At 62.0% G+C, this 26,018-nt stretch carries 16 protein-coding genes and 1 pseudogene; 8 read left to right on the top strand and 9 right to left on the bottom strand.

Annotated elements, in window-relative coordinates; genetic code table 11:
• The first annotated feature begins 36 nt into the window (after positions 1–36).
• From J5274_RS09735 to J5274_RS09705, 8 genes and pseudogenes are all read left to right on the top strand, one after another.
• Positions 37–1,272: an efflux RND transporter periplasmic adaptor subunit gene (locus J5274_RS09735; RefSeq protein ID WP_142829826.1), complete on the top strand. Its 1,236-nt coding sequence runs from the start codon at positions 37–39 to the stop codon at positions 1,270–1,272.
• Entirely contained in the window at positions 1,269–4,385 is a 3,117-nt protein-coding gene (locus tag J5274_RS09730; protein WP_219274578.1) for an efflux RND transporter permease subunit, read from the top strand. The genes J5274_RS09735 and J5274_RS09730 overlap by 4 nt, the downstream gene beginning before the upstream one ends.
• 152 nt (positions 4,386–4,537) lie before the next feature.
• Complete coding sequence (locus J5274_RS09725) at positions 4,538–5,827, top strand: Hsp70 family protein (RefSeq protein WP_142829830.1); 1,290 nt, start codon at positions 4,538–4,540, stop codon at positions 5,825–5,827.
• Positions 5,828–5,888: 61 nt separating this feature from the next.
• Positions 5,889–6,764, top strand: a complete 876-nt coding sequence (locus J5274_RS09720; protein ID WP_142829832.1) for a uracil-DNA glycosylase family protein — start codon at positions 5,889–5,891, stop codon at positions 6,762–6,764.
• 155 nt (positions 6,765–6,919) lie between these two features.
• A complete protein-coding gene (locus J5274_RS28780; RefSeq protein WP_142829834.1) occupies positions 6,920–7,108 on the top strand; it encodes a hypothetical protein in 189 nt (62 codons plus the stop codon).
• 255 nt (positions 7,109–7,363) lie between these two features.
• Positions 7,364–8,608: an MFS transporter gene (locus tag J5274_RS09715; protein WP_142829836.1), complete on the top strand. Its 1,245-nt coding sequence runs from the start codon at positions 7,364–7,366 to the stop codon at positions 8,606–8,608.
• 179 nt (positions 8,609–8,787) lie between these two features.
• Positions 8,788–11,436: an aminopeptidase N gene (gene pepN, locus J5274_RS09710; RefSeq protein ID WP_142829838.1), complete on the top strand. Its 2,649-nt coding sequence runs from the start codon at positions 8,788–8,790 to the stop codon at positions 11,434–11,436.
• A gap of 212 nt (positions 11,437–11,648) precedes the next feature.
• A pseudogene (locus J5274_RS09705) lies at positions 11,649–13,955 on the top strand (PAS domain-containing sensor histidine kinase); the annotation flags it as partial.
• Between the two features lie 21 nt (positions 13,956–13,976).
• Here the strand turns inward: J5274_RS09705 and J5274_RS09700 are convergent.
• The 9 genes from J5274_RS09700 to ccmI all read right to left on the bottom strand — a co-directional run bounded on the left by J5274_RS09700 (position 13,977) and on the right by ccmI (position 25,849).
• The gene (locus J5274_RS09700; protein WP_142829841.1) at positions 13,977–16,928 is read right to left on the bottom strand and encodes a bifunctional [glutamine synthetase] adenylyltransferase/[glutamine synthetase]-adenylyl-L-tyrosine phosphorylase; all 2,952 of its coding nucleotides are present in this window, start codon (positions 16,926–16,928) and stop codon (positions 13,977–13,979) included.
• Between the two features lie 150 nt (positions 16,929–17,078).
• The gene (locus J5274_RS09695; protein ID WP_142829843.1) at positions 17,079–17,618 is read right to left on the bottom strand and encodes an MOSC domain-containing protein; all 540 of its coding nucleotides are present in this window, start codon (positions 17,616–17,618) and stop codon (positions 17,079–17,081) included.
• A 69-nt stretch (positions 17,619–17,687) separates the two neighbouring features.
• Positions 17,688–19,100 carry a HAMP domain-containing sensor histidine kinase gene (locus J5274_RS09690; RefSeq protein ID WP_142829845.1) on the bottom strand — a complete coding sequence of 471 codons (1,413 nt, stop codon included), beginning with the start codon at positions 19,098–19,100 and terminating at the stop codon, positions 17,688–17,690.
• Entirely contained in the window at positions 19,097–19,774 is a 678-nt protein-coding gene (locus J5274_RS09685; RefSeq protein WP_111220777.1) for a response regulator transcription factor, read from the bottom strand. The genes J5274_RS09690 and J5274_RS09685 overlap by 4 nt, the downstream gene beginning before the upstream one ends.
• 165 nt (positions 19,775–19,939) lie before the next feature.
• Positions 19,940–21,493: a Do family serine endopeptidase gene (locus J5274_RS09680; RefSeq protein WP_142829846.1), complete on the bottom strand. Its 1,554-nt coding sequence runs from the start codon at positions 21,491–21,493 to the stop codon at positions 19,940–19,942.
• Between the two features lie 159 nt (positions 21,494–21,652).
• Positions 21,653–22,075 (bottom strand): cytochrome c-type biogenesis protein, encoded by a 423-nt coding sequence (locus J5274_RS09675; RefSeq protein ID WP_142829848.1) that lies wholly within the window; start codon positions 22,073–22,075, stop codon positions 21,653–21,655.
• A 176-nt stretch (positions 22,076–22,251) separates the two neighbouring features.
• The gene (locus J5274_RS09670) at positions 22,252–24,240 is read right to left on the bottom strand and encodes a heme lyase CcmF/NrfE family subunit (RefSeq protein WP_142829850.1); all 1,989 of its coding nucleotides are present in this window, start codon (positions 24,238–24,240) and stop codon (positions 22,252–22,254) included.
• Positions 24,237–24,686: a cytochrome c maturation protein CcmE gene (gene ccmE, locus J5274_RS09665; RefSeq protein WP_111220349.1), complete on the bottom strand. Its 450-nt coding sequence runs from the start codon at positions 24,684–24,686 to the stop codon at positions 24,237–24,239. The genes J5274_RS09670 and ccmE overlap by 4 nt, the downstream gene beginning before the upstream one ends.
• Positions 24,683–25,849: a c-type cytochrome biogenesis protein CcmI gene (gene ccmI / locus J5274_RS09660; protein WP_142829852.1), complete on the bottom strand. Its 1,167-nt coding sequence runs from the start codon at positions 25,847–25,849 to the stop codon at positions 24,683–24,685. The genes ccmE and ccmI overlap by 4 nt, the downstream gene beginning before the upstream one ends.
• Positions 25,850–26,018: the final 169 nt, after the last annotated feature.

Below are 26,018 nucleotides of genomic sequence, written 5' to 3'. Positions count from 1 at the left end.
GCTTACTTACGAAGTCGTTCCTTATCGGTAGCACATATGAAGAAATTCTGGATCACGCTGTGTCTCGTCATTGTCGCAGGTGCGGCGCTTTGGACTTACCGGGAACGTCTTCCTTATGTTTCTGCCCTGCTTGGAAAGGGCTCCACGTCGCCCGCAAGCACCAGCACGGCCGAGAATGGCAATCGTAAGAAGTCAGGCGCGCCGGTCGTCGTCAAAACCGTTGCTGCGGTCGAGACGACACTGCCGATGGATGTGACGGCCACGGGATGGGTGGTGCCGGTCGATTCGACGACCATAGCCGCGCAAGAAAGTGGTGTGATCACGCAGATCATTGCGCAGGATGGGGCAACGGTTAAGGCCGGTGACCTGATCGCCAAACTCGATCCGCGCACTGCGCAGGCCACCGTCGACAAGGACAAGGCGGTGTATGCGAAGGACCAGGCAACGCTGGCCCAGACAGAATCAGCGCTGACCCGCGCGCTGAACCTTTTGAGCAGCAAGGCGGGCACCCAGGCAACGGCGGACGAGGCGCAGGAGGCGCGCGACGCAGCTGTGGCGACTGCTGCGGCCGACAAGGCGCAGCTTGCGTCGGATGAGGTGCTGCTGGAGCACACTGATATCCGTGCGCCTTATGACGGACGTCTCGGCGACATCTCCCTCAGCCTCGGCGCCTATGTGAGCCCCGGCACCGCCATCGTCACGATCACCAAGTACGATCCTGCTTTTGTCAAATTCAACCTGCAGGAAACCAGTCTGCGCCAGTTGCAGGAGGCGCTCGCTGCTGGTCCGGTTCCCGTCAGCACCGTTCCGCGCTCCGCCAAGGGCAAGCCTCGCCAGGGAGAAGTCAGCTTCTTCGATAACACGGTTGATTCCGCCTCGGGCACAATCATCGTCAAGGCGAAATTCGACAATGCCAATGGGGCGCTGTGGCCCGGAAGATCGGAAAACGTCTCCGTGCACTTCTCGGACAAGGAGCCGCTGATCGTGGTGCCGACGGTCGCCGTGGCACCAGGCCCGGACGGCTTTATTGCCTTCGTGGTCGGCAAGGACAGCAAGGTTCACGTCACGCCGGTAACTGTCGCGCGCGCCAACGGCGACCGCACAGCCGTCGCCAAGGGTCTCGCCGTCGGCGATCACGTCATCATCGAGGGCCAGTCGCAGGTGACGGACGGCCAGACGATCAAGGAAGAGTTCAGCGACGGTGCGGCACAGAAGGTAGCATCTGCCGCTGACGGCAAGACCGAAAACTTTACGGTCGGAGCCCAGCCATGATCCCGCTTTTTTGTATCCAGCGTCCGGTCGCAACTACCCTTATCGCGATCGGCGTGGTTCTGGCCGGCCTTGCCGGCTACCAGCTGATCCCGGTCGCAGCCCTGCCGCAGGTCGATTTCCCGACTATCAACGTTTCCGCCCAGCTGACCGGCGCCTCGCCGCAGACCATGGCGACATCGGTGGCGACGCCGCTGATCAAGCAGTTCGAGACAATTCCGGGGATCAGCGAAATCAGCTCGACCAATTCGCTCGGCAACACCAGCATCGTCCTGCAGTTCGATCTCAACCGCAGCATCGACGCTGCGGCCGCAGACGTCCAGGCGGCGATTTCCACAGCAACGCGGCAGTTGCCGAACAATTTGACGACGCCTCCGAGCTATCGCAAGACCAACCCTGCAGACGCACCCGTCATGCTGATCGCCGTGCAGAGCGACACCCTGCCGCGCAGCAAGCTCGACGATATCGCCGAGAACATCATTTCCCCATCGCTGTCGACATTGCCGGGCGTCGCTGAAGTGACGGTCAACGGTGCTCAGACCTATGCCGTGCGGATCGGCGTCGACCCAGACAAACTGCTTGCCCGGGGCATCGGCATCGACACCGTCAACTCTGCGGTCGTGAACGCCAACAGCCAGGTGCCCGTCGGCACATTGCAGAACTCCGCCCAGAGCATGACCATCAATGCGGATACGCAGCGCACCAACGCCGCGCAATTCCGCACTCTGGTCATCGCCAATCCCAACGGTGCGCCTATTCATTTGAGCGATGTTGCCAACGTTCAGGACAGCGTCGAAAACCAGAATGTCGGTAGCTGGTATGACGGCAGCCGGGCCATTATCCTGTCGATCCAGCGCCAACCCGACGCCAATACCGTCGATGTCGTCGACGAGATCAACAAGACGCTGCCGAAGCTGCATGCCGAGATGCCGGCATCGGTGAAGACGGTTGTCATGAACGATTCGGCCGCACCGATCCGGGAAGCGATCGGCGACGTCAAGTTTACGCTGGCACTGACAATCGGGCTCGTGGTCCTCGTCATCTACCTTTTCACCGGCCACGTGATGGCAACGATCATCCCCGGGCTGGCAGTTCCGCTGTCGCTGGTTGCAACATTCGGCATGATGTATGTGCTCGGCTACAGCGTCGACAACATCTCACTGCTCGGGTTGACGATAGCGGTCGGGCTTGTGGTCGACGACGCCATCGTCATGCTGGAAAATATCCTCAGGCATGTCGAGAACGGCATGCCGGTGCGCCAAGCGGCCATCCAGGGCTCGGCGGAAGTCAGCTACACCATCATCTCGATGTCGATCTCGCTGATCGCGGTGTTCATACCCATCCTGCTGATGGGCGGCGTCGTCGGGCGTATTTTCAACGAATTCGGCATGGTGGTGGCAATCGCTATCGTCTCGTCGGCAATCGTCTCGCTGACCGTGACGCCCATGCTAGGCTCGCGCCTGTCGAGCGGCCACAGTCATCCGCCGTATCCCGTTCGACTTTTCAACCGGGGTTTCAACTGGACTGAGCGTAACTACGACAAGGGCGTTGCCTGGTGCCTGCGCAACCGCGCCATAGTGCTCGGCAGCTTCCTTGCCTCCGTGGGGCTGTCGATCTACCTGTTCATGACCCTGCCGGCGAGCTTCTTCCCGACCGAAGACATTGGCCGCCTGCAGATTTCGACTCGCACCCGGCAGGACATTTCCTATGATGCCATGCGCGATCTCCAGAGCCAGGCTGCGGCACTGATCGAAAAGAACCCAGCTGTCGAACATGTCATGTCGATCGTCGGTGCCAGTGCCCGCCAGACGCTGAACAACGGCACGATGTATGCCCAGCTTAAGGACAAGAAGGATCGTCCGCCGCTCGACCAGACACTTCGGGAAATGCGGGCCGCCGTGGCGACCATCCCGGGCATCCAGGTGTTCATCAATCCGCAGCAGAGCCTGCGTTTTGGCGGACGACAGACGGCCAGCCAGTATCAGCTGGTAGTCCAGGCCCTCAGCGCCGACCTGACCAACACCTGGGCCAACAAGCTGCTCGTGGAGATGAAGAAGGATCCGCGCTTCACCGACGTGACGACCGACGCCCAGAACAATGCGCTGCAGGCCAATATCGTCATCGACACGGAGAAGGCCGCTGCCTACGGCATCAACAATGCCTCGTTGCGCACGACGCTGCAGGAGGCATTCAGCGACTATGCCGCCGCGCAGATCCAGTCTACCGGCGATAGCTACGACGTCATCATCGAATACGATGCCAACCAGCCCTGGGACGACCAGAAGCTTTCGCGCATCCGCGTCTCGTCCTCCTCCGACGCGCAGGTTCCGCTATCCAATTTCGCCCATATCGAGCGCAATACCGGACCTGTGACGATCAACCAGACGGGACAGCTGGTTTCGACGACGGTGTCGTTCAACCTGCCGGCCGGGGAGGCGCTGGGCGATGCGACGGCGTTTATCGACCAGATCAAGAAGCAGATCAACATGCCGGCTGACGTCTTCACGTCCTATGGCGGTACGGCCCAGATCTTCCAGCAATCGCAGGGCAGCACGCCCTACCTGATCCTGGCCGCCGTGCTCACGATCTATGTCGTCCTCGGCGTGCTCTACGAGAGCTTCATCCATCCCCTGACCATTCTCTCCGGCCTGCCGGCAGCGGCGCTCGGAGCCTTGCTGGCGCTAAAAGTGTTTGGCTTCGACCTGTCGATCATTGCGCTGATCGGGCTCTTGATGCTGATCGGGATCGTCAAGAAAAACGCGATCATGATGATCGACGTGGCGCTCGAGACATTGCGATCGTCGGACAAGGTGTCGCCGGCCGAGGCTATTCATGAGGCGTGCGTCCGGCGTTTCCGGCCGATCATGATGACGACATTCTGCGCCCTGCTCGGTGCCCTGCCGATTGCCATCGGTGGCGGCGCGAGTTCGGAACTCCGCCAGCCGCTTGGCGTCGCAGTCGTCGGCGGCCTCGTCGTGTCGCAGATCCTGACGTTGTTCATCACGCCCGTCATCTTCCTGGAGATGAACCGGCTCGACAATTTCGTCAGGCGCCTCGGCCGCAGGAAAGAGCAGCCGCAGCAGGAGAACCCTCCGACCGCGATTGCGGCGGAATGACCTCTGGCCTGTCCGGAGAGATTTCAGGGCCTTCACCATCTTGCGCAGCCTGATGGCCTATGCGATGACGCGCCCTCTTCGATCAGAGGGCGTTTCGCTTTGGCGCGGGACATCGCCCCATCCAGACATTTTCGGCAGACAGGAGTGCGAGCATGGCTCAGGCGCTAGGTTTCGACTTTGGCACGACGAACAGCGTGATGGCGCTGGCAGACGGAGCGGCCACGCGCTCGGTCTCGTTCACCAGCGCTGCCGGCTCTGCAGACAGCATGCGCACCGCCCTCTCCTTCATGAAGGATCGTCACCTCGGTGCGGCGGCACTGAAAGTCGAGGCAGGCAACGCTGCGATCCGCCAATTCATCGACAATCCCGGCGATTGCCGTTTTCTCCAGTCCATCAAGACCTTTGCAGCCAGCGCGCTGTTCCAGGGAACGCTGGTGCACGCCAAGCGGCATAGTTTCGAAGACCTGATGGAAATTTTCATGCGTCGCCTGAAGGCCTATGCCGGCGACGACTGGCCATCGGATATCGGCCGTATCGTCACGGGAAGGCCTGTGCATTTCGCCGGCGCCAACCCGGATCCAGCGCTGGCGACAGCGCGTTACAACGAAGCGCTGACGCGGCTGGGTTTCCCGGAAATCCACTACGTGTACGAGCCTGTCGCGGCGGCTTTCTACTTCGCGCAGAACCTCAAGAGCGACGCCACGGTGCTGGTGGCCGACTTCGGTGGCGGCACGACCGATTATTCGCTGATACGGTTCGAGACTGCGGCGGGCCGGCTGACCGCAACGCCGATAGGCCATTCCGGCGTCGGCGTCGCCGGCGACCATTTCGACTTCCGCATTATCGACAATGTCGTCTCGCCACTGATCGGCAAGGGAAGCTACTTCAAGAGCTTCGACAAGCTGCTCGAGATGCCCTCCTCCTATTACGCCAATTTCGGCCGCTGGAACCAGCTGTCGATCTTCAAGACATCGCGCGAATTTCCGGAGTTGCAAAAGTTGGTCCGCACGGCCATCGAGCCTGACAAGCTCGAAACCTTCATCGAGCTCATCGAGCATGACGAGGGATATCCGCTCTACCAGGCGGTTTCCGCCACCAAGATGGCATTGTCATCCGCGGAAGAGGCCGAGTTCAATTTTCCGCCTCTCGGCGCTGCCGGCAAGACATCGATCCGGCGCAGCGATTTCGATGGCTGGATAGCGCCGGAACTGGCGCGGATCGAGGCGGCCCTGGACGAGGTGCTGGAAAAGACCAACACACCGGCTGCCAGCATCGACAAGGTGTTCCTGACAGGCGGGACGTCCTTCGTGCCCGCCGTGCGCCGGCTGTTCACCGAGCGCTTCGACGTGAGCCGGATCGAGACCGGTGGCGAATTGCTGTCGATCGCGCACGGTCTGGCGCTGATCGGCGAGCGCGACGATATCGCCCAATGGACCTCCTGAGCCGGGGATGGTGGGGGCTTTGGCCCTTCCCTTGCCCGACCGGCTTCGCTAGAGTTCAGCAATGATCTCCGTTCAAGACCTCTCCCCGGCCGAACTTGCCGCGCTTTTGCATTTCCATGCCGACGCGGGCATCAGTTGGATGCTGGAAGAGGATCCGGTGGACCGCTTTGCCGAATTCGAGGCGCTGAAAGCGGCGAGACAGGCGGGGCGTCCGGCGCCGGCACCCTCGCCTACGCCGGCAAGCCCGCTCGCCAGCGCTGCCGAACGTCGGCCTTCGGCACAGGCGGTTGCGACTGCGCCACCCGCTGCAGCGCGCGCGCCGGCTATTCCAGACGAACAGGCTATCGACCAGGCGCGCTTTGCTGCTGAAAGCGCTCGCTCGCTGCCGGAACTGAAAGCCGCCCTGGAAGCCTTCAACGGCTGCAATCTGAAGAATAGCGCGCGCTCGACACTGTTTGCGAGCGGCAACCCGGAGAGCGGAATCATGGTCATCGGCCCGATGCCGGGCGCCGACGATGACCGCGAGGGCGCTGTGTTCGCCGGACGGTCCGGCCTTCTTCTCGACCGGATGCTGGCGTCGATCGGCCTTGATCGTGATGGCATACTACTCACCAATGTCATTCCGTGGCGGCCGCCGGGCAACCGTGCGCCATCCATTCCGGAAACGGATATCTGCCGCCCCTTCATCGAGCGACAAATCGCTTTGGCAGAGCCGAAAGTCCTGCTGTTGCTTGGAAATTTCACCGCGCGCTTCTTCTTCGGCGGTAACGAGACCATCCATGCCCTTCGCGGACACTGGCGTGAAATCGGCGCCGGAGCCGGCTCTGTCCCGGCGATTGCGACGCTGCATCCCCAGGATCTGCTGACCGCGCCGATCAACAAGCGGTTGGCGTGGCAGGATCTTCTGGCTTTTCGCCGCCGGATCGATGCAGTCTGATAAACGACTATTTTTTTGGCACTATAATGAAATTATGAATTTAGCCATGTGATTTACGCATGACTGCCATGGCGGCAACATGCGTTGTAGAATCGATGCTGCATTGCGATATTAATCGGGCGTCTTGGGAGGAACCACGATCAGGATCCAAGGCAATGACCATTCGTTCGCGTCCTATACATTGCGGGTTTGAAACCCTCCGTCAGGTAAATGCTTCTTTGCGCGGGTCACAAGGCTATCGCCGCCTCGAGGCGACAAACGAACAGATAACGGCTCGTGGAACCGGCACATCTTCCCGTCTTGTCCGCCCGACCACGATGTTCGCGGAATTTCGCGCCTCCTGAAAAGCGTGCAGGGTCCGCATAGCTGAGGTGCCTCGGTGAACGTGGCGATGCGAGAGCCTTGAAAGAGCAAGCCGGGCAACAGCCTCAGCGGCACGAGAACCTCAGCCGCCAATTCACATTCAAACGGCAATACGATTTCGCTTTCGGTGACGCGCTTTATGCGCCGCGCAGTGTCGCGATTGATTGCGCGCTTATGGTGGGATAGAGGACAATACATTCTCTGCCATCCACCCCTGCCAAGAGCGGAACAGTGCCATGCTGGCAAGCCTGATCTCTATCGCCAGCCTGATGCTGTCGACCCTCCTGATGATGGTCGGGCTGGGGTTGATGAACTATGTCGTGCCGATCCGTTCGGTGGCGGAGGGATGGTCGACATTCACGATCTCTTTCATCGCAACCGGCTATACGCTCGGATTTACCATCTCCTGCATCATCACTCCGCTGTTTGTGAAGCGGGTTGGCCATGTACGCGTGTTCGGCGCCCTGATTTCACTGCTCGGCGTCGGCATCCTGCTCTGCGCGCTGCTGGTGGACTGGCGGGCCTGGGTGGCGTTCCGCTTCATCAGCGGCTTTGCCATCGCCGGCAGCTACCTGATCATCGAAAGCTGGCTGAACGAGCGCGTCACCAATGCCAACCGGGCAACGATCTTCTCTGTGTATATGATCACCTGCCTGGTAGGATCGATCGGCGGGCAATATCTTGTCCCGCTCGGCGATCCCAAATCGACGTCTCTGTTCATCCTGTGCGGCATCATCTTCGCGCTGGCCATGCTACCGACGGCGCTGTCGACGGCCGCCTCTCCGACACCGATAGCCCAAGCCAAATTCAACCTTCCCAAGCTCTATCAACTATCTCCCGTTGCCTTTGTCGGCTCGCTGCTATCGGGCGCCCTGTCCGGCACCTGGAATAGTCTTGGCGGCGTCTACACCCAGATCGTCGGCATGAATACGGCGCAGGGGGCGACACTCCTCGCCTGCGTGCTGGCAGGTGGGGCGATCTCGCAAATGCCGATAGGCAGGGTATCCGACTTGATCGACCGTCGCATGGTGATGATCGTTTGCGGCATCGTCGGCGTCGTCGCCTGTGCGGTCATGACCCTATTCGATGTCCGTTCCATCGTCTCGCTCTATATCGCCGCCTTCTTCGTCGGCACGGTGCTTTACCCGATTTACGCGATCAACGTCGCGCATGCCAATGACCGCGCGGCCCCGGACGAATATGTGACGATCTCCAGCGGCATCATGATCCTCTACGGCCTCGGCACCGTCGTCGGTCCGCTGGCTGCTGGTGCAATGATGCAGGTCTTCGGCACGTCGGGACTGCTCTGGTTTCTGGCGCTGGTTTTTGCGTTCTATGCTGGTTACGCGGGCTGGCGCACTGCGCGGCGAAAAGTTGGTGAGGGGCGCATCGACAAAACTGATTTCAAGGCCATGCCGATCCCGGTGCGCGGGACGGAGACATCCGTCCGTACTGCTTCGCCAGACGACCGCCTTGCCTGATCGCCGGTAAATTCTTCTGTTATCAAAGAATTTCGGACAGCAATTGCAAATTGCGGTCGAAGAAATACATGGCTTTAGCTTTGGTTCAGATTTTAATGTAATCATATTGAATAAAGCTGTTTCAAATCGACGCTCGCGCCCGCTCGGCCACCGTCCCTAACGTCTACCTAGGAACCCCCATGCGCACTGATATCGGCCAGATCGTCCATTTGGCGGACTACCGTCCCACAGATTTTGTCCTGGAGCGCGTAGACCTCACCTTCGAACTCGATCCGACCGCAACCAAGGTGGAAGCCAGGCTGATCTTTCACCGCCGCGAAGGGGTCGATGCAACAGCGCCTCTGATCCTCGACGGCGACGAATTGAGCCTTTCCGGCCTGCTGCTTGACCAGGAAGAAGTTCCGGCGTCGCAGTATTCAGTCACCGACAAAAACCTGACTGTGCGCGATCTACCATCAACGCTGCCTTTCGAACTGACGATCACCACGATCATCAACCCGGAAGCCAATACCCAGTTGATGGGCCTTTACCGCACCGGCGGCATCTATTGCACCCAGTGCGAGGCCGAGGGTTTTCGCCGCATCACCTATTTTCCCGACCGCCCCGACGTGCTGGCGCCATACACCGTCAACATCATCGGCGACAAGGCTGCCAATCCACTGCTTCTGTCGAACGGTAACTTCCTCGGCGGTGCCGGGTATGGCGAAGGCAAGCACTTTGCCGCGTGGTTCGATCCGCATCCAAAGCCGAGCTATCTCTTTGCGCTGGTCGCCGGCGATCTCGGCGTCATCGAAGACACGTTCGTCACCATGTCCGAGCGCGAAGTGACGCTGAAGATCTATGTCGAGCACGGCAAGGAGCCGCGCGCTGCCTATGCCATGGATGCGCTAAAGCGCTCGATGAAGTGGGACGAAGAGGTTTTCGGCCGCGAATACGATCTCGATATCTTCATGATCGTCGCCGTCTCCGACTTCAACATGGGGGCAATGGAGAACAAGGGGCTTAACGTCTTCAACGACAAGTACGTTCTGGCCGATCCGGAAACGGCGACCGACGCCGACTATGCCAACATTGAAGCGATCATTGCCCACGAGTATTTCCACAACTGGACCGGCAACCGCATCACCTGCCGCGACTGGTTCCAGCTCTGCCTGAAGGAAGGCCTGACGGTTTTCCGCGACCACGAGTTTTCAGCCGACCAGCGCTCGCGCCCGGTCAAGCGCATCGCGGAGGTCCGGCATCTGAAATCCGAACAGTTTCCGGAAGACGGCGGACCGCTGGCGCATCCCGTCCGCCCGACGAAATATCGCGAGATCAACAATTTCTATACAACGACGGTCTACGAAAAGGGCAGCGAAGTCACCCGCATGATCGCGACGCTCCTCGGCAGCGATCTGTTCAAGAAAGGCATGGATCTCTATTTTGAGCGTCATGACGGCGACGCCGCGACGGTCGAGGATTTCGTTGCCTGCTTTGCAGAGGTCAGCGGCCGCGACCTGACGCAGTTCTCGTTGTGGTATCATCAGGCCGGTACGCCGCTGGTCACCGCCTCCTGCGCCTACGATGCTTCCGCCAGGACCTTCACCCTGTCGCTCGAGCAGATGGTACCGGCGACACCCGGCCAGTCTGCCAAGGAGCCGATGCATATTCCGCTGCGGCTTGGCCTGCTTTCCGAAGACGGAAAGCCAATGACACCGGCGAAAGTCGAGGGTGCGGAGTTCACGACGGACGTGCTGCATCTGGTCGAACGCGCCCAGACTGTCGTCTTCCACGACATCCCGTCACGTCCCGTGCTCTCCCTGAACCGCAGTTTCTCGGCGCCGATCAACCTGCACTTCGACCAGAGCGCAGCTGATCTTGCCCTCATTGCCCGCTTCGAGTCCGATCATTTTGCGCGCTGGCAGGCGCTCACCGATCTGGCGTTGCCGATCCTGCTGCGGGCAGTCCAGGACACCCGCAATCGTGCGCCCGTCGCCTGCGACCAGACGCTGATCGACGCCCTTTTGACGGCTGCCGCAGACGAAACACTGGAGCCGGCCTTCCGCGCTCAGGTGCTGAACCTGCCGAGCGAGGCCGACCTGGCTCGCGAGCTTGGTGCCAACAACGACCCGGACGCGATCCACGCCGGCCGCCAGGCGATCCTTTCGCAGATCGCCGACGCCGGAAGGGATATCTTTGCGGCGCTCCACGAGGGCATGGCAACACCGGGCGACTTTAGCCCCGATGCCGCCAGCGCCGGCCGACGCGCGCTCCGCAACGCCGCGCTCGGCTTTTTGTCGCTGTCCGACAACACGCCGGCGCGCGCCAAGGCCGCCTTCGACGCTGCCAACAACATGACCGATCTGAGCCACGCGCTGACAATCCTGGCGCATCGCTTTCCGGAAACGGCGGAAGCCAACGAGGCACTGGCGACCTTCAAGACCCGCTTCGAAGACAATGCACTGGTCGTCGACAAGTGGCTTGCAATCCAGGCTTCCGTTCCCGGCGCTGCAACATTGCAGCGCGTCCAGGCGCTGATGCAGGATCCGCTGTTCACGCGCGCCAATCCCAACCGGGTGCGGGCGCTGGTCGGAACCCTTGCTTTCAACAATCCGACGGGCTTCAACCGCGCCGATGGCGGAGGCTACCGCTTCCTGGCCGAGGAAATCCTGACCATAGACCCCCGCAACCCGCAGCTTGCCGCCCGTATCCTGACATCGATGCGTTCATGGCGATCACTGGAGCCGGTCCGCGCCGATCATGCGCGCGCGGCGCTGATGCAGATCGAGCGGGCGGAAGAGCTTTCTACCGACGTCCGTGACATCGTTGACCGCATTTTGAAGGAGTGATTTGCGGCGACGCAACAGGTGATTTGCGCGACAAGAGCAACGAAGACTGGGCATTGCCTCCGACGCGCGCAATCTCGACTTCTAAAAAACCTGCAATAGCAAATAGTTAAGAAAGTTTTATCACGCCCTCTGGACAAGCCGAATCGCGAATGATTCATTGGCGCAGGTTCGGGCGAGCGGCGCCGCGAATCACACGAGGTTCAGGGCGAGATATGGTGGACGTGCGGCGGGCGACTGCGGCCGAGGGGCGGCTGCGTGTCAATTTTGACGATCTTAAATCTTGGCATGACGGTCTTATCGACCGTGCGGGGGTAAGCGTCGGCAACGTTTCACGCAATTTTTCCAAGGCAGAAAACATCCTCAAGCGGGCAATCCCGATCCTGATCCTCGCCTTTCTCTCCGTCGTGGCTGCCTCGCATATCGTAGCGATGGTGATGGAGCACGGCCGCATGGAAACAGCGGCTCGTCATTCCACGGTTCTCTCCGCGTCTGTCGCATCCGCCGCTTTTGCCCATGACGTGACATTGTTCGATGTCGGCGACAGGGATGCGGCCGAAGCGCGGCTTCGCACCTTCCTGCCGCAGGACAGGCTCGACAGCGGCGACTTCGTGCTGCTTGTGCAGGCAAGCGGCCGCGTCTTTGCCTCTTCCATCGACGGGGTCCGGTACGTCGGCCTGACGATCTCGGACTTCTTTCCTGAAGTCTCAACCATTCGCCGGTTCGGGGACGGCGGCGGCGTGATCGAAACCACCATCGGCGGCCTGCCCTACTACGCCTCGATCGCGCTTATCGGCGACAAGGGCGGGTTCATCGTGTCGGCCGTGTCGCTGGAACAGATCGGCCGCCTGTGGCGCGACGAGCTCACCCTGAACGTGACGCTATTTGCCGGGATTTCATCGATCCTGCTGGTCATCCTCTACGCCTACTACATGCAGGTCCGGCGAGCCCGGGATGCAGACGAGACTTTTCTGGAATCCAACCTGCGCGTCGAGACTGCCTTGTCGCGCGGACGGTGTGGCCTTTGGGATTTCGATTTTGCCAACCGCGAATTCTTCTGGTCGCGCTCGATGTACGACATGCTCGGCCTGCCCGCCTCGGACAAGACGCTATCTTTCGGCGACGCGGCCCGCCTGATGCATCCGAACGACAACAGCCTGTATGAGCTGGCGCGCGCCGTCGCCAAAGGCAAGGCCGGCCAGATCGACCAGATCCTGCGTATTCGCCATGCCGGCGGTCACTATGTGTGGATGCGGGTCCGTGCCCAGGTTATCCGCACCAATTCCGGCCAGGAGCACATGATCGGCATCGCGATGGATGTCACCGAACAGCACCGGCTGGCGCAGCGCTACGCCGAAGCCGACCAGCGGCTGGCGGATGCTATCGAATGTACGTCGGAAGCCTTCGTGCTCTGGGACAAGAACGACCGCCTGGTCATGTGCAACGCCCACTATCAGCAGGCCTACGGGCTTCCAGACAGCGTCCTGATGCCCGGTACCGAGCGTTCGGCCGTGGCGGCAGCCGCAGCCCGTCCTGTGATCGAGCGGCGCATCGCCGATGCGGACCGCTCTGGCTACTCCGTCACCACCGAAGTGCAACTTGCCGACGAGCGCTGGCTGCAGATCAACGAGCGCCGGACGCGCGATGGCGGCACCGTTTCCGTCGGCACGGACATCACGCTGCTGAAACGCCACCAGGAGCGCCTGCGCGAATCCGAGCGCCGCAACAACGCGACCATCGACGACCTCTCCGCCTCACGGCAGACTCTCGAGCGCCAGAAAGCGGAACTCTCGATTGCCAACACAAATTACCTGGCCGAAAAAGACCGCGCCGAAGCGGCCAACAAGGCTAAGTCCGAATTCCTCGCCAACATGTCGCATGAGCTGCGCACGCCGCTCAACGCCATTCTAGGTTTTTCGGAAATTCTGCAGAACCAGATGTTCGGTCCGCTCGGATCGGAAAAATACGACGAATATGCCCGCGATATCCACGACAGCGGCAAGCATCTCCTCAACGTTATCAACGATATTCTCGACATGTCGAAAATTGAGGCCGGCCATGTCAAGCTGTCATGCGAGACAATCGACCTGGTGCCTTTGATCGAGGAATGCCTGCGCTTTACTTCCGTGCCCGCTGCTTCGAAGAATATTCAGGTGGAGCAGCGCTTCTTGACAGGCAGGACGCTGACAGCCGACCGTCGAGCCATGAAGCAGATCCTGCTCAACCTGCTCTCCAACGCCGTCAAGTTCACCAACAATGGCGGGCGGATCGCCGTGCGCCTGCGCGATGTCAGCGAGGGTGTCATGCTGACGATCGCTGACACCGGTATCGGCATCCCGAAATCCGCACTCGGCAAGATCGGCCAGCCCTTCGAGCAGGTGCAGAACCAATACGCCAAGAGCAAAGGTGGGTCCGGTCTCGGACTTGCCATCTCTCGCTCACTGGCAACGCTGCATCAGGGCACCATGAACATCCGTTCTCGCGAAGGCGTCGGCACCGTCATCTCCGTCTATATTCCGGACCAGCCAACCTCGACGGGTGCCTTACCGCACGAGGACCGCATGAAATATGCGGCGCGTCGCGTCGCCTAGGCGGCGGAGTTCAGCTTCCAGTGTCACCACATCCGGGCAATCGCCGGCGTGGGCCACGAGATCGATCAACCCTGCCGGCGCTTGTGCGGGATCGAAGACACCATCGATGCAAAGCCGGATCAGCTGCGACAGCTCGGTATAGAGCGCCAGCGCCTGCCGGCACCTGGCGAGATCCTGCTCGGGGATGAGACCGGGGCCGAAGCGCGCAAGCGCTTCCGCGGTAGTAAAGCCCCGGTTTTCTTCCGCCGTAACGGCGAGCGGCGACACCAGCCGCGCATATTGGCTGAGGAACTCGATGTCGATCTGGCCGCCCGGCATGTGCTTGAGATCCCACACTCCGGCGGGCGGCTTCTCGGTATCGACGAGTGCCCGCATGTCCGCCACGTCAGTGGCGATCTTTGGCTTGTCTGCGGGCGCTGCGAGAATGCCGGCGATGATCCGTTCGGCATGCGAGACCAGTGTCGGGTCGCCGCAAACCAGCCGGGCCCGGGTCAGAGCCATATGCTCCCAGGTCCAGGCTTCCTCGCGCTGATATTTCTCGAAGGCATTGATGCGGGTTGCAACCGGCCCCTTGTTGCCCGAGGGCCGCAGCCGCATGTCGACCTGATAGAGAATGCCCTCGGCCGTCGGCGCAGACAGGGCGGCGATCAGGCGCTGGGTGATGCGGGTGAAATAGCGGGTGGCGTCGAGCGGCTTCTGACCATCCGAGCCGGTTGCGCCATCGTCGTAGTCGTAGAGCAAAATAATATCGACATCGGATCCGGCTGTGAGTTCGAAGCTGCCCAGCTTCCCCATGCCGACGACGGCGATGCGGCCGCCGGGGAAATTGCCGTGCGCCAGGCTTACTTCGGTTTGAACAGCATCCAGCGCCGACGCGATGACGAGATCGGCCAGATGGCTGAACGCCCGTCCCGCCATCTCTCCCGATATCGCACCGGTGAGCAGCCTGATGCCGATCAGGAAGCGCTGCTCTGCGGCAAAGATGCGGAGTCGGTCGAGTGTGTCTTCGTAGTGCCGGGCGGGCTGCAGGAAGCTTTCGAGGCGCGAGGAGAGGTAGTCACGCGTCGGCAGCTCGGTCATGATGCCCGGATCCAGCATGCCATCGAAGACATGTGGGCGCGCGGCGATGATATCGGCTAGCCGTGGCGCCGCCGACATGATGGTAACGAGAAGGCCGAGCAGCACGGGATTGTTGCCGAGCAGAGAAAAGAGCTGGATGCCGGCCGGCAGTCCAGCGAGAAACTGATCGAAGCGCAGTAGCGCCTCGTCGGCCCGCGTACTTTCCCCGAAGGCGCGCAGCAATTGCGGCATCAGTTCCGTCAGACGCTCCCGTGCCTCGACCGATTGGGTCGCGCGATATCGGCCGTAATGCCAGGTGCGGATGATACGGGAGATATCGGCCGGGCGGGTAAAGCCGAGACGCTGCAGGGTCTGGAGTGTCTCGGGATCATCAGCCTGGCCGGTAAAGACGAGATTGCCGGCCTCGCCGGATAATCCCTTCTCGTACTCGAAAAGTTGGGAATAGCGCTTTTCGACTGTCTTCAGCACGGACACAAGCCGCTCCGAAAAGCGCGGCAGGTCCGCAAAGCCCATCATCAGCGCGATGCGCCTCAGTTCGGGGTCTGTCTCGGGCAGCAGGTGGGTCTGCTCGTCACGCACCATCTGGATGCGGTGCTCGACATCACGGAGGAACCAGTAGCCCTCGGTCAACTCGTCGCGCGTTTCCGCATCTATCCAGCCTGCCCTGGTCAGTTCAGCAAGCGTTGCCTCCGTTGCCCGGCTGCGCAGCGACGGCATGCGTCCGCCGGCAATCAACTGCTGGGTCTGGGCGAAGAATTCGATCTCGCGAATGCCGCCCCGCCCGAGCTTGACGTTGTGGCCCTTCACGGTGATCGCGCCGTGGCCCTTGTGGACGTGGATCTGCCGCTTGATCGAATGGATATCGGCGATGGCGGCGAAATCCAGATATTTGCGGAAGACGAAGGGCACGAGATCGCGGATGAAGGCTGCCCCGGCCTCCCGGTCGCCGGCCACGGGGCGGGCCTTGATGAAGGCGGCGCGCTCCCAGTTCTGTCCCCTGCCCTCGTAATAGATCATCGCCGCATCGACAGGCATGGCAAGGGCGGTGGCGCCAGGATCGGGTCTCAGGCGCAGGTCTGTGCGAAACACATATCCGTCGGCCGTGCGCTCCTGCAGGATGCGGACGAGCCGCCGCATCAGTCGCGGGAAGATCTCTATGGCGTCGTCGGGATCGGCAACGATGCCGGCCATCTCGTCGAAAAAGATGACCAGATCGACATCGGATGAATAGTTCAGTTCCTCTGCCCCGAGCTTGCCCATTCCGAGAACGATCAGGCCGGAGCCCTGGCTTGGCGCCGTGACGTTCACCAGCGTCAGCTTGCGGGCCTCGTGGGCCGACAGCAACAGGAAGTCGATTGCTGCGGAAATGGAGGCCTCGGCAAGTCCGCTCAGCAGGCGGGCCGACGTCTTTGCATCGAACAGCCGGCCTAGGTCGGCGAGCGCGATCAGAAATGCCGTCTTGCGCTTGATACGCCGCAGCCGGGCCATCAGCTCGGTTTCGGAAGGGGCGACGCCGTCGACGGGCCGCCACGCCTCCCGGGCATCGGCAACCAACCGGTCGATCTGCGACAGCAACGGCACATTGATCGCGGATGCGAGCAGAGGCGCGTCGAGCTCGGCGGTATCGCGGAGGTAGGGTGAAAGCGTGAAGACCGCGACGATAAAATCCCGCAACGCCGTATCGCCGTCCAGCAACGCCGCTATTGTCGGCTCGGTCTTGCCAAGGGTCTTCAGTCTGGCCAGGGCAGATTTGGCTTCGGCCTGGCTCAACGGTCGCAGAAGGCCGGGAGCCACGGTATCCAGTCGATCTGTCGATGGGGTCACACAGCACTCCGGCCTGTTCAAGCGGTCGTGGTCAGACGCCCCGGCCAACAGGCGCGACGCTGATTGCCAGCCAATCTAGGACGAAGTGCACTCCCCGCCAATAGCGTTGATCGCGATGGTTCGCGACAAGGGCATGGCAATGATTTTCTCTTACACACGTTCCAGAGGGCGGTGCGGCAACGGAGGCAGGTCGGCCGCGATCTGGTCGCCGGGCTGCACTCTGCCGCCAGAAAGCACGATGGTCATGACCCCGGCCTTGCGGACGATGTTGCCGTCTTTTCCGGTATAGACGACCTTCTTCAAAAGCCCGGTCCGGAAGTTTTCGATCTGGGCGCAGGGATTGCGCAGGCCGGTCACCTTCAGCCTCACGTCGGGTCCGATCTTCAGGATCGTATCGGTCGGCAGTTCCAGAAGCGAAATTCCCTCGGTCAGGATGTTTTCGCCCAGATCGCCCGGCTGCAGCTCGAACCCCTCGCCTGCGAGTTCATCGAGCAGTTCACGCTCGATCAGGTGGACCTGACGGAGATTGGGCTGGTTCGGATCGACAGCCACCCGCGAGCGATGCTGCACCGTGACGCCCGCATGGGCATCGCCCTCAACGCCCAAATTCTCGACGATCTCGATGCGATCGACCACAGCCTTGGAGAACTGGTGCACCTGATCACGGGCGACGGAAATGACTGAAGCCATGGCGTGAGGTCCTCATTGAAGTTGTTCACAGCGGTAATATGGGTCGATGTCCGATTTGTGAAGGCCGCCCTACGCCTTGCCGGCGTTCGCAAACACCATCGTCGCGGTCAGGCCGCGGGCCTCGCTGCTGTCGGGGTCGGTATCGGAAAGCTGCAGCTTGCCGCCGTGCAGTTCCATGACAGCTTCGACCAGCGACAGGCCGAGGCCGGTGCCCGGCTTCGAGCGGCTTTCGTCGAGACGGAAGAAGCGTTTCACCACGTCTTCGCGCCTTTCTACCGGCACGCCTGCACCACGGTCAGCGACACAGAGCGTGACGCCATCGGCACCACGGCTGAGCTTGAGAATGACCTCCGGCTGACCATTGCCGCCAGGCGCGTATTTCAGAGCGTTGTCGATGAGGTTGAACAACGCCTGGCCGATCAGTTCGCGATTGCCCTGGATTTCAACGCCGGGCTCTATCTCGGCCGTGAGGACAAGCCCGGCATCTTCGGCGACCGGCTCGTAGAGTTCGGCGGTGTCGGCGACAATGGCGGAGAGATCGACCGTGGTCATTTCGGCTGCAACCGCGCCGGCCTCAACACGGGAGATCATCAAAAGAGCGTTGAAGGTGCGGATCAGTTGGTCTGATTCGGCGATGATGCCTTCGAGTGCGCCGCGCCGGCGATCCTCGTTGTCGATGTCGAGCGCGTCGACCGCCTTGTTGCGCAGACGAGTCAACGGCGTCTTCAGGTCGTGGGCGATGTTATCGGAAACCTGGCGCAGGCCTTCGTTGAGCTTCTCGATGCGCTCCAGCATGGTGTTCAGCGAATCCGACATGCGGTCGAACTCATCGCCGGAACCGCCGACCGGAAGACGCTGCGACAGGTCGCCGGCCATGATCTTGCGGCTCGCATCGGTCATCCGGTCGATGCGGCGGAGCGCATTGCGGCCGATGCCGAACCAGATCACCAGTGCCCCGACACCCATGATCGCCAGCGCCAGCATCAGCGCCTGGCGTACGAGCAGACGAAACCGCTCGGGCTCGCCGAGGTCGCGGCCGATCAGGATGCGCAGGCCGTTGTCGAGCGTGAAGATGTTGGCGATGGCGAGGTGGCGACGCTCGGCGCCGGTATCGGCATATCGCTCGTAGGTGAAGGGGACTTCGGTCCAGCCCTGGTCGTCGAAGGTGCCGGGCTGTACGGACGCGACGTTGCCGGCAAGAATGACGCCCGTAGGGCTCGCAATAACGTAAAGATTGGCTCCCGGTTGGCGAGCGCGGCGCTCCATCGTACGCAGCAGAAGGTTAAGGCCGCCGCCCTCATAGGCGTGCTTGACCTGATTGACTTCCTGGCTGACGGCATCGCGGATCTGGCCCGTCATCAGCCGCTCGGACATGGATGTCACGTAGAACACCAGCGTCGCAGCGCAGAGCGCGAAAAGCAGGATGTAGAGGGCGGACAGGCGGACGGCGGTGGACTTGAAGAGGACGCGGAAGCGACTCATCCCTCGTCCTTGATCATGTACCCTGCCCCGCGAATGGTCTTCAGCAGCGGCATGTTGAAATCCCGCTCGATCTTGGCACGCAGGCGCGAGACGTGGACATCGATGACGTTGGTCTGGGGATCGAAGTGGTAATCCCAGACATTTTCCAGCAGCATGGTGCGGGTCACCACCTGGCCGGCGTTCTTCATCAGGTATTCCAGCAGGCGGAACTCGCGCGGCTGCAGGACGATCTCCTTGCCGGCCCGGCGGACCTCGTGGGACAGGCGATCGAGTTCGAGATCGCCGACGCGGTACAGCACATCCTGATCCGGCGTGCCCTTGCGGCGGCCCAGAACTTCGACGCGGGCGAGCAATTCGCTGAAAGCATAGGGTTTCGGCAGGTAGTCGTCGCCGCCGGCGCGAAGGCCTGTGACGCGGTCGTCGACCTGGCCGAGCGCCGAAAGGATCAGCACAGGCGTATGGATCGCCTTGCGGCGCAGTTCGGCGATGACCGAAAGCCCGTCGCGTCGCGGCAGCATACGGTCGATGACCATGACGTCGTAGGTGTTTTCCGAGCCCATGAAGAGGCCGCTCTCGCCATCGCTGGCGTGATCGGCAAGTATACCGGCCTCGCGGAACGCCTTTGTCAGGTAAGCGGCGGCCTCGAGATCGTCTTCGATGATCAAAATCTTCATGTGCGTGACATTACCCGCCGGCGGTACTGCTGCACAACCGGAATCGGCGGCGTTTGATTTTGGCTGGCTACCGGTGGTCATGATTTCACCCATGGTTGCTTTGAAAACAAGGAAGCCGTGCAGGCGGGGGCTTGCACGGCTTCCTCCACGTTACTTTCTCCGCGATCAGCCCTGGCTGAGCGGCAGAGCCACGAAGCGGCTGCCGTTGTCCGACTGGATCTGGAAGAGCGCGCGGGTGCGGCCGTCCTTCTTCGCCTGGGTAATGACCTTGGCGATATCCTGGGCGTTGGCGACCTCCTGGTTATTGACCGAGGTGATCTTCTCGCCTTCCTTCACGCCCTTGTCGGCAGCGTCGGAGTCCGGATTGACGCCGGTGATCGCGACACCCTTGCCATCGTCGGACGGACCGACGGTGAGGCCGAGATCGGTAAGCGCCTTTTCCGAGGCTGGCTGCTGCGGTTCTGCCTGCGGCGCATTGTTGCCGTCGGCCGATGCCTTCTGCTCGGCAGGCAAGGTTCCGAGGTCGACGGTGACAGACTGCGACTTGCCGTTGCGCCATATGGCGACCTCGACCTTCTTGCCCGGCGCCATGGCACCGATGCGGCGTGCGAGATCGCGTGGGTCCTTGATAGGTTCGCCGTTGACTGCGGTCACTACGTCGCCGTTCTTGATACCGGCCTTCTGGCCCGGCGAACCTTCCTGCGGCGAAACGACAAGCGCCCCGGCTGCCTCGGAAAGTCCGAGCGATTCGGCAATGTCCTTGCTGACGGGCTGGATCTGCACGCCAAGCCAGCCGCGCGAGACGGAGCCTGTCTTGATGAGGTCGGCGACGACGTCCTTGGCGGTCGTCGAAGGGATCGCGAAGGCGATGCCGACGCTGCCGCCCGATGGCGAGAAGATGGCCGTGTTGATGCCGACGACTTCGCCGCTGAGGTTGAAGGTGGGGCCACCGGAGTTGCCCTTGTTCACGGCCGCATCGACCTGGAGATAATCGTCGTAAGGGCCGGAGCCGATGTCGCGGCCACGGGCGGAAATGATACCGGCGGTGACCGTGCCGCCCAGACCGAAGGGATTGCCGACAGCGACGACCCAGTCGCCAACGCGGACCTTCTCGTCGTCGGCCCATTTGACGTAGGTGAACTTGCGCTTGTCGTCGACCTTGAGCACGGCAAGATCGGTACGCGGATCCTTGCCGATCAGCTTGGCATCGAGTTCTGTGCCATCGCTGAGCACGACGACGAAGGCGGCACCGTCGGAGACGACATGGTTGTTGGTGACGAGGTAGCCGTCATCGGAGATGAAGAAGCCCGAGCCCTGGGCAACCGGACGGAGGCGACCCTTGTCGGCATTCGGCTTCTGCTGCTCGCCCTGCATGCCCTTGCCGTTCGGCTGCTGGCCGAACTGCTTGAAGAACTTCTTTAGCGGATGATCGTCCGGCAGGTCGTCAAAACCGCGACCGAGCCCGAAGCTGTCGTCCTCATCGGCAGCCGCGGGGTTGACGCGGGACTCGACACGCACCGACACGACGGCGGGAGACACGGCATCGACGACATTGGCGAAGCTTGGAACCTGCGGCGCCTGGACGACCACGGCGTCTGCATAGGAATTGGAAATCATGGCTGGGACGCCTGTCGCCAGGGCAGCAACAGCAATGCCGGCGACAGCGGAAGCCTTCAAGGCAGTGCTGCGCGTCAGGCGGCCTTTGATGGTCTCGAACATGTGCGTTACCTTCTCTTTCGTCTGGACTGGCGCCGTGGGGTCAGCGGCGATCAGTTGATGGAAAGGATATAGGATCTTGCACGTTACGGTGAACTGTCCGGCCCATGAAATGTTGGTAATGTTGCAGAATGTTTCCGCCAAGGTGAAGAAACCGAAACGTTACTTGCCGAGCAATTCCTCGAGACGCGCTTCCTCGTCGGGAGTAAGACCTGTGCCAGTCGGCTTACCGCCACGGCGACGGACGAAAAGTGCCATGGCGAGGCCGCCGACGGCCAAGAGGACAATAGGGGCGCCCCAGAGCACATAGGTCTTTTCACTAAGCCGAGGCTTCAGCAGCACGAACTCGCCGTAGCGGGAAACGATGTAATCCAGCACTTGCCGGTCGCTGTCGCCATCCATCAGCCGCTTGCGCACCAGCAGGCGAAGGTCGCGGGCAAGATCCGCGTTGGAATCGTCGATCGACTGGTTCTGGCAGACCATGCAGCGCAGTTCGGTCGAGATCGCCCGCGCCCGCGCCTCGAGACCTGGATCGGGCAATACCTCGTCCGGATTGACGGCAAGGGCCGCCACGGGGAACAGCATGAGGACCAGGAGTATCGCGATTGCGGCGAGAGCCCCCCTCTGTCCCTTCGGGACATCTCCCCCACAAGGGGGGAGATTAGCCGAGACGTTAGAGCCAAATAGGGAAAAGAATGATCTCCCCCCCTGTGGGGGAGATGTCGGCGCAGCCGACAGAGGGGGGTATAACCCCCACGCTCTCATTCCGCCGGCTCCATCGCCACGCGCACAGGCTTGGCACGGCGGCTGGGGGCGCCGATGCGCAGGCGGCGGTCGCTAAGCGAGACCATGCCACCGAGTGCCATGATGATGGCGCCGCCCCAGATGCAGACGATCAACGGTTTCCACCAGATGCGCACGACAATGCTGCCATTGGCGCCGGCATCGCCGAGCGAGACGTAGAGTTGGCTGAGGCCGAAGGTCAGGATCCCGGCTTCGGTGGTGGCGCTCTTGCGGGCGGTGAAGATGCGTTTGGCCGACGAGACGGTGGCGACCGCGACGCCGCCGCGACTGACGGTGAAGGTGCCGCGATCCTCGGTAAAGTTGGGACCGATGCCGGGCTTCATGCCGTCGAAATGCAGGCTGTAGCCGCCGAGTTCCGTGGTTGAGCCGGGCTTCATGTCGAGGATGTTTTCAGTCTGGAAGGTGCTGACGGCGACGATGCCGAGAACGGTGACGCCAAGTCCGGCATGGGCGAGCGCCGAGCCGAAGGCGGATCGCGGCAGGCCGGCAAAACGCCGCCACGCCACGTCGGCGGCAACCTTGCCGATGCCGGCCCGGAACCAGAGGTCCGTGGCCGCGCCGAAAATCAGGAACAGGCCGGCGGCAAGGCCGAGAACGGCCATCACCGGCCCGCCATGCTGCACATAAAAGAGCACCAGCGCCGCGACGAAGGCAAGGCCCGCCGCCGTATAGAGCCGCTGGAAGGCGCCCAGCAGGTCGCCGCGCTTCCAGGCGAGCAGCGGTCCGAAGGGAACCGCCAGCAGCAGCGGGATCATCAATAGGCCGAAGGTCAGGTTGAAGAAGGGAGGGCCGACAGAGATCTTGTCGTCGGTCAGCGTTTCCAGCGCCAGCGGATAGAGCGTGCCGGTGAGCACCGTTCCGCAGGAGACTGTGAGAATGAGATTGTTCAGCACTAGCGCCCCTTCACGCGAGATCGGCGCGAACAGCCCACCGGACGTGAGGCGCGGGGCGCGGAAGGCGAACAGCGACAGCGCACCGCCGATGAAGATCAGCAGGATGCAGAGAATGAACACGCCGCGCGTCGGGTCGCTGGCAAAGGCGTGCACGGAGGTGAGAACCCCGGAGCGCACGAGGAACGTGCCGAGCAGCGACAGGGAGAAGGTCAGGATCGCCAGCAGCACCGTCCAGATCTTCAGCGCATCGCGCTTTTCCATGACCAGCGCCGAATGCAGCAGCGCGGTTCCGGCAAGCCACGGCATGAACGAGGCGTTCTCGACCGGATCCCAGAACCACCAGCCGCCCCAGCCGAGCTCGTAATAGGCCCAGTAGGACCCCATGGCGATGCCTGCCGTCAGGCAGATCCATGCCGCCAGCGTCCACGGCCGCACCCAGCGCGCCCAGGCCGCGTCGATGCGGCCCTCGATCAGCGCGGCGACGGCAAAGGAAAAACAGACGGAGAAGCCGACATAGCCGAGATAAAGCAGCGGCGGATGGATGGCGAGGCCGATGTCCTGCAGCACCGGGTTGAGATCCTTGCCCTCGGCCGGCGCCGGGTCGAGGCGGATAAAGGGATTGGAGGTCAAAAGGATGAAGAACAGGAATGCTACCGAAATCCACGCCTGAACGGACAATACGTTGGCTCGCAGCGTGTCCGGCAGATGGCGGCCGAACAGGGCGACGAGGGCGCTGAACAGGGCGAGGATCAGCAGCCAGAGCATCATCGATCCCTCGTGATTGCCCCAGACGCCGGACACCTTGAAGACCATCGGCACCAGCGAGTGGGAATTTTCCCAGACATTGGCGACCGAGAAGTCGGAGACGACATGGGCATAGGTCAGCACGCTGAACGAAAACGCGACCAGCGCAAACAGCAGGATCGAGCCCGGCCGCGCCACGTCCATCATTGCCTGATCGAGCCTGCGCGCACCGACCATCGGCAGTGTCGCGACAATGATGGCGGTGGCCAAGGCCAGAACCAGTGCGTAATGGCCGAGCTCGATGATCATTTGCTGGCTTCCTCGCCTTTCCAGACGCCGTCCTTCTTCAGGCGGTCGGCAACCTGCTTGGGCATGTAGCGCTCATCATGCTTGGCGAGCACCGTGTCGGCAACGAAAACATCGTCGCCCGGCTCGAAACGCCCCTCCGTGACGACGCCCTGCCCCTCTCGGAACAGATCGGGCAGGATGCCGGTATACCGGACCTTGATGGCGTCGCTGCCGTCGGTGACGGCAAACTGCACCGTCGTCCCCTCGCCGCGCACCACCGACCCCTCGCCGACCAGGCCGCCGAGCCGGATCAACGTGCCGGGCCCGACCGGCTTCTTGGCGAGGTCGCCGGGCATGTAGAAATAGGCGACTGACTGGCTGAAGGCGAACATCACCAGCAGCACGGCCGCGATGATGAAGCTCATGCCGCCACCGATGACGGCCAGGCGTTTCTGCTTGCGGGTCATGGCGTGGCACCTTCAAGAGGAAGACCCAGCTGGGTTGCAAGGGCGGCGAGTTGCTGGCCCTTCTCGCCGCTGGCCGGGAAAGCCACCAGTCCGCGTTTCAGCGCATCGGCCGCCCGCTCCCTGTCGTTCAGCACGGCATAGGATCGTATCAGCCGCATCCATCCTTCGAAATTGTACGGGTCCTGCCGGAGCTTGGCATCGAGCGTGTCGACCATGCCCCTGATCATCTGCTGGCGGTCGCCGGCGTCCATGGTCTGGGCAGCAGCAACCTGCGCGGCATCGGGGCCGCCGGGCGCCTTCGGGTCGGCACTCTTCGCGTCCGCAGTCTTCGGGGTTGAAGGCGTGCCGCCGTTCTTGGCGATATGCTCGTTGACAACAGGCAGCCAAGGGGCATCCGCCGGAGATTGGCTGGCGAGGGCGGTGAAGGCATTTCTCGCCTCTTCCGCCTTGCCTTCCTGCTCGAAAGCCAGCGCCAGGTAAAACTGGGCGCGCGGGTTGTCGGGCTGAAGCTGTATCGATTGCTGCAGCACTTCGCGGGCTTGTGCAGTGACCATGCCGTCGGAGGCAGCCATCAGTGTGTCGGCAAGGTTGCCAAGCCGATCGGGTGTCGGCCCCAGCAGCCTGATCGCGTTGCGATAGGCAACCTCGGCATCGAGCAGGCGCATCGTCCTGAAATAGATCGGCGCCAGAACATCCCAGCCTTTTCCGTCATCCGGGTGTTCTGCCAGATGGCGCTCGGCCTTGGCCACCAGAATGGCCATGTCGTTGCCGGGATTGTCGAGCCTCGCCTGGAGCGGCTGCGACGGGAGACCGGGATCGCCGGTCCGCAAGTAAAGACAGAGCCCGAGGGCAGGCAGAAGAACGATGATGAAAGCCTGCGCCAGCCGGTAGGTCTTGCGTCCGGTCTGTGCCGGCCGCGTCTTCTCGGGAGCAGCCGAGACTGCGAGCAGGCGGCGGCCGATTTCCGCCCGGGCGTAACCTGCCTGTTCGGCGGTAATCGCCCCTCCTGCGAGATCGCGGTCGAGTTCTGCAAGCTGGTCCCGGTATACGGCAGCTTCGCCCTCGCGGCCAAGCGCTACCGCCTGCGCGCCGCGCAACAACGGCCTGAGTAAAACAGCCCCGACACTGGCCGTCAGTACGGCGACGATGATCCAGAACAACATGGATTTCCAATACTTGAACGGCCAAGACATTCCAATCACCAAAGCGATAATCGCAGAGATTTGAGGCGATTGGTCGCAAGCATCCTAGAGGCGCAGTGAGGCGCAATCATGCCGGGATTTTGCAGCCGCTTGCCGGGCCGTATCATCGCCGCTAAGTCTTGTGCATCAT

The organism is Rhizobium sp. L51/94 (assembly GCF_019355555.1).
Lineage (GTDB): Bacteria > Pseudomonadota > Alphaproteobacteria > Rhizobiales > Rhizobiaceae > Rhizobium > Rhizobium rhododendri.
The sequence above is the reverse complement of the archived record's forward strand: the minus strand, read 5'-3'. Positions and strand labels throughout refer to the sequence as shown.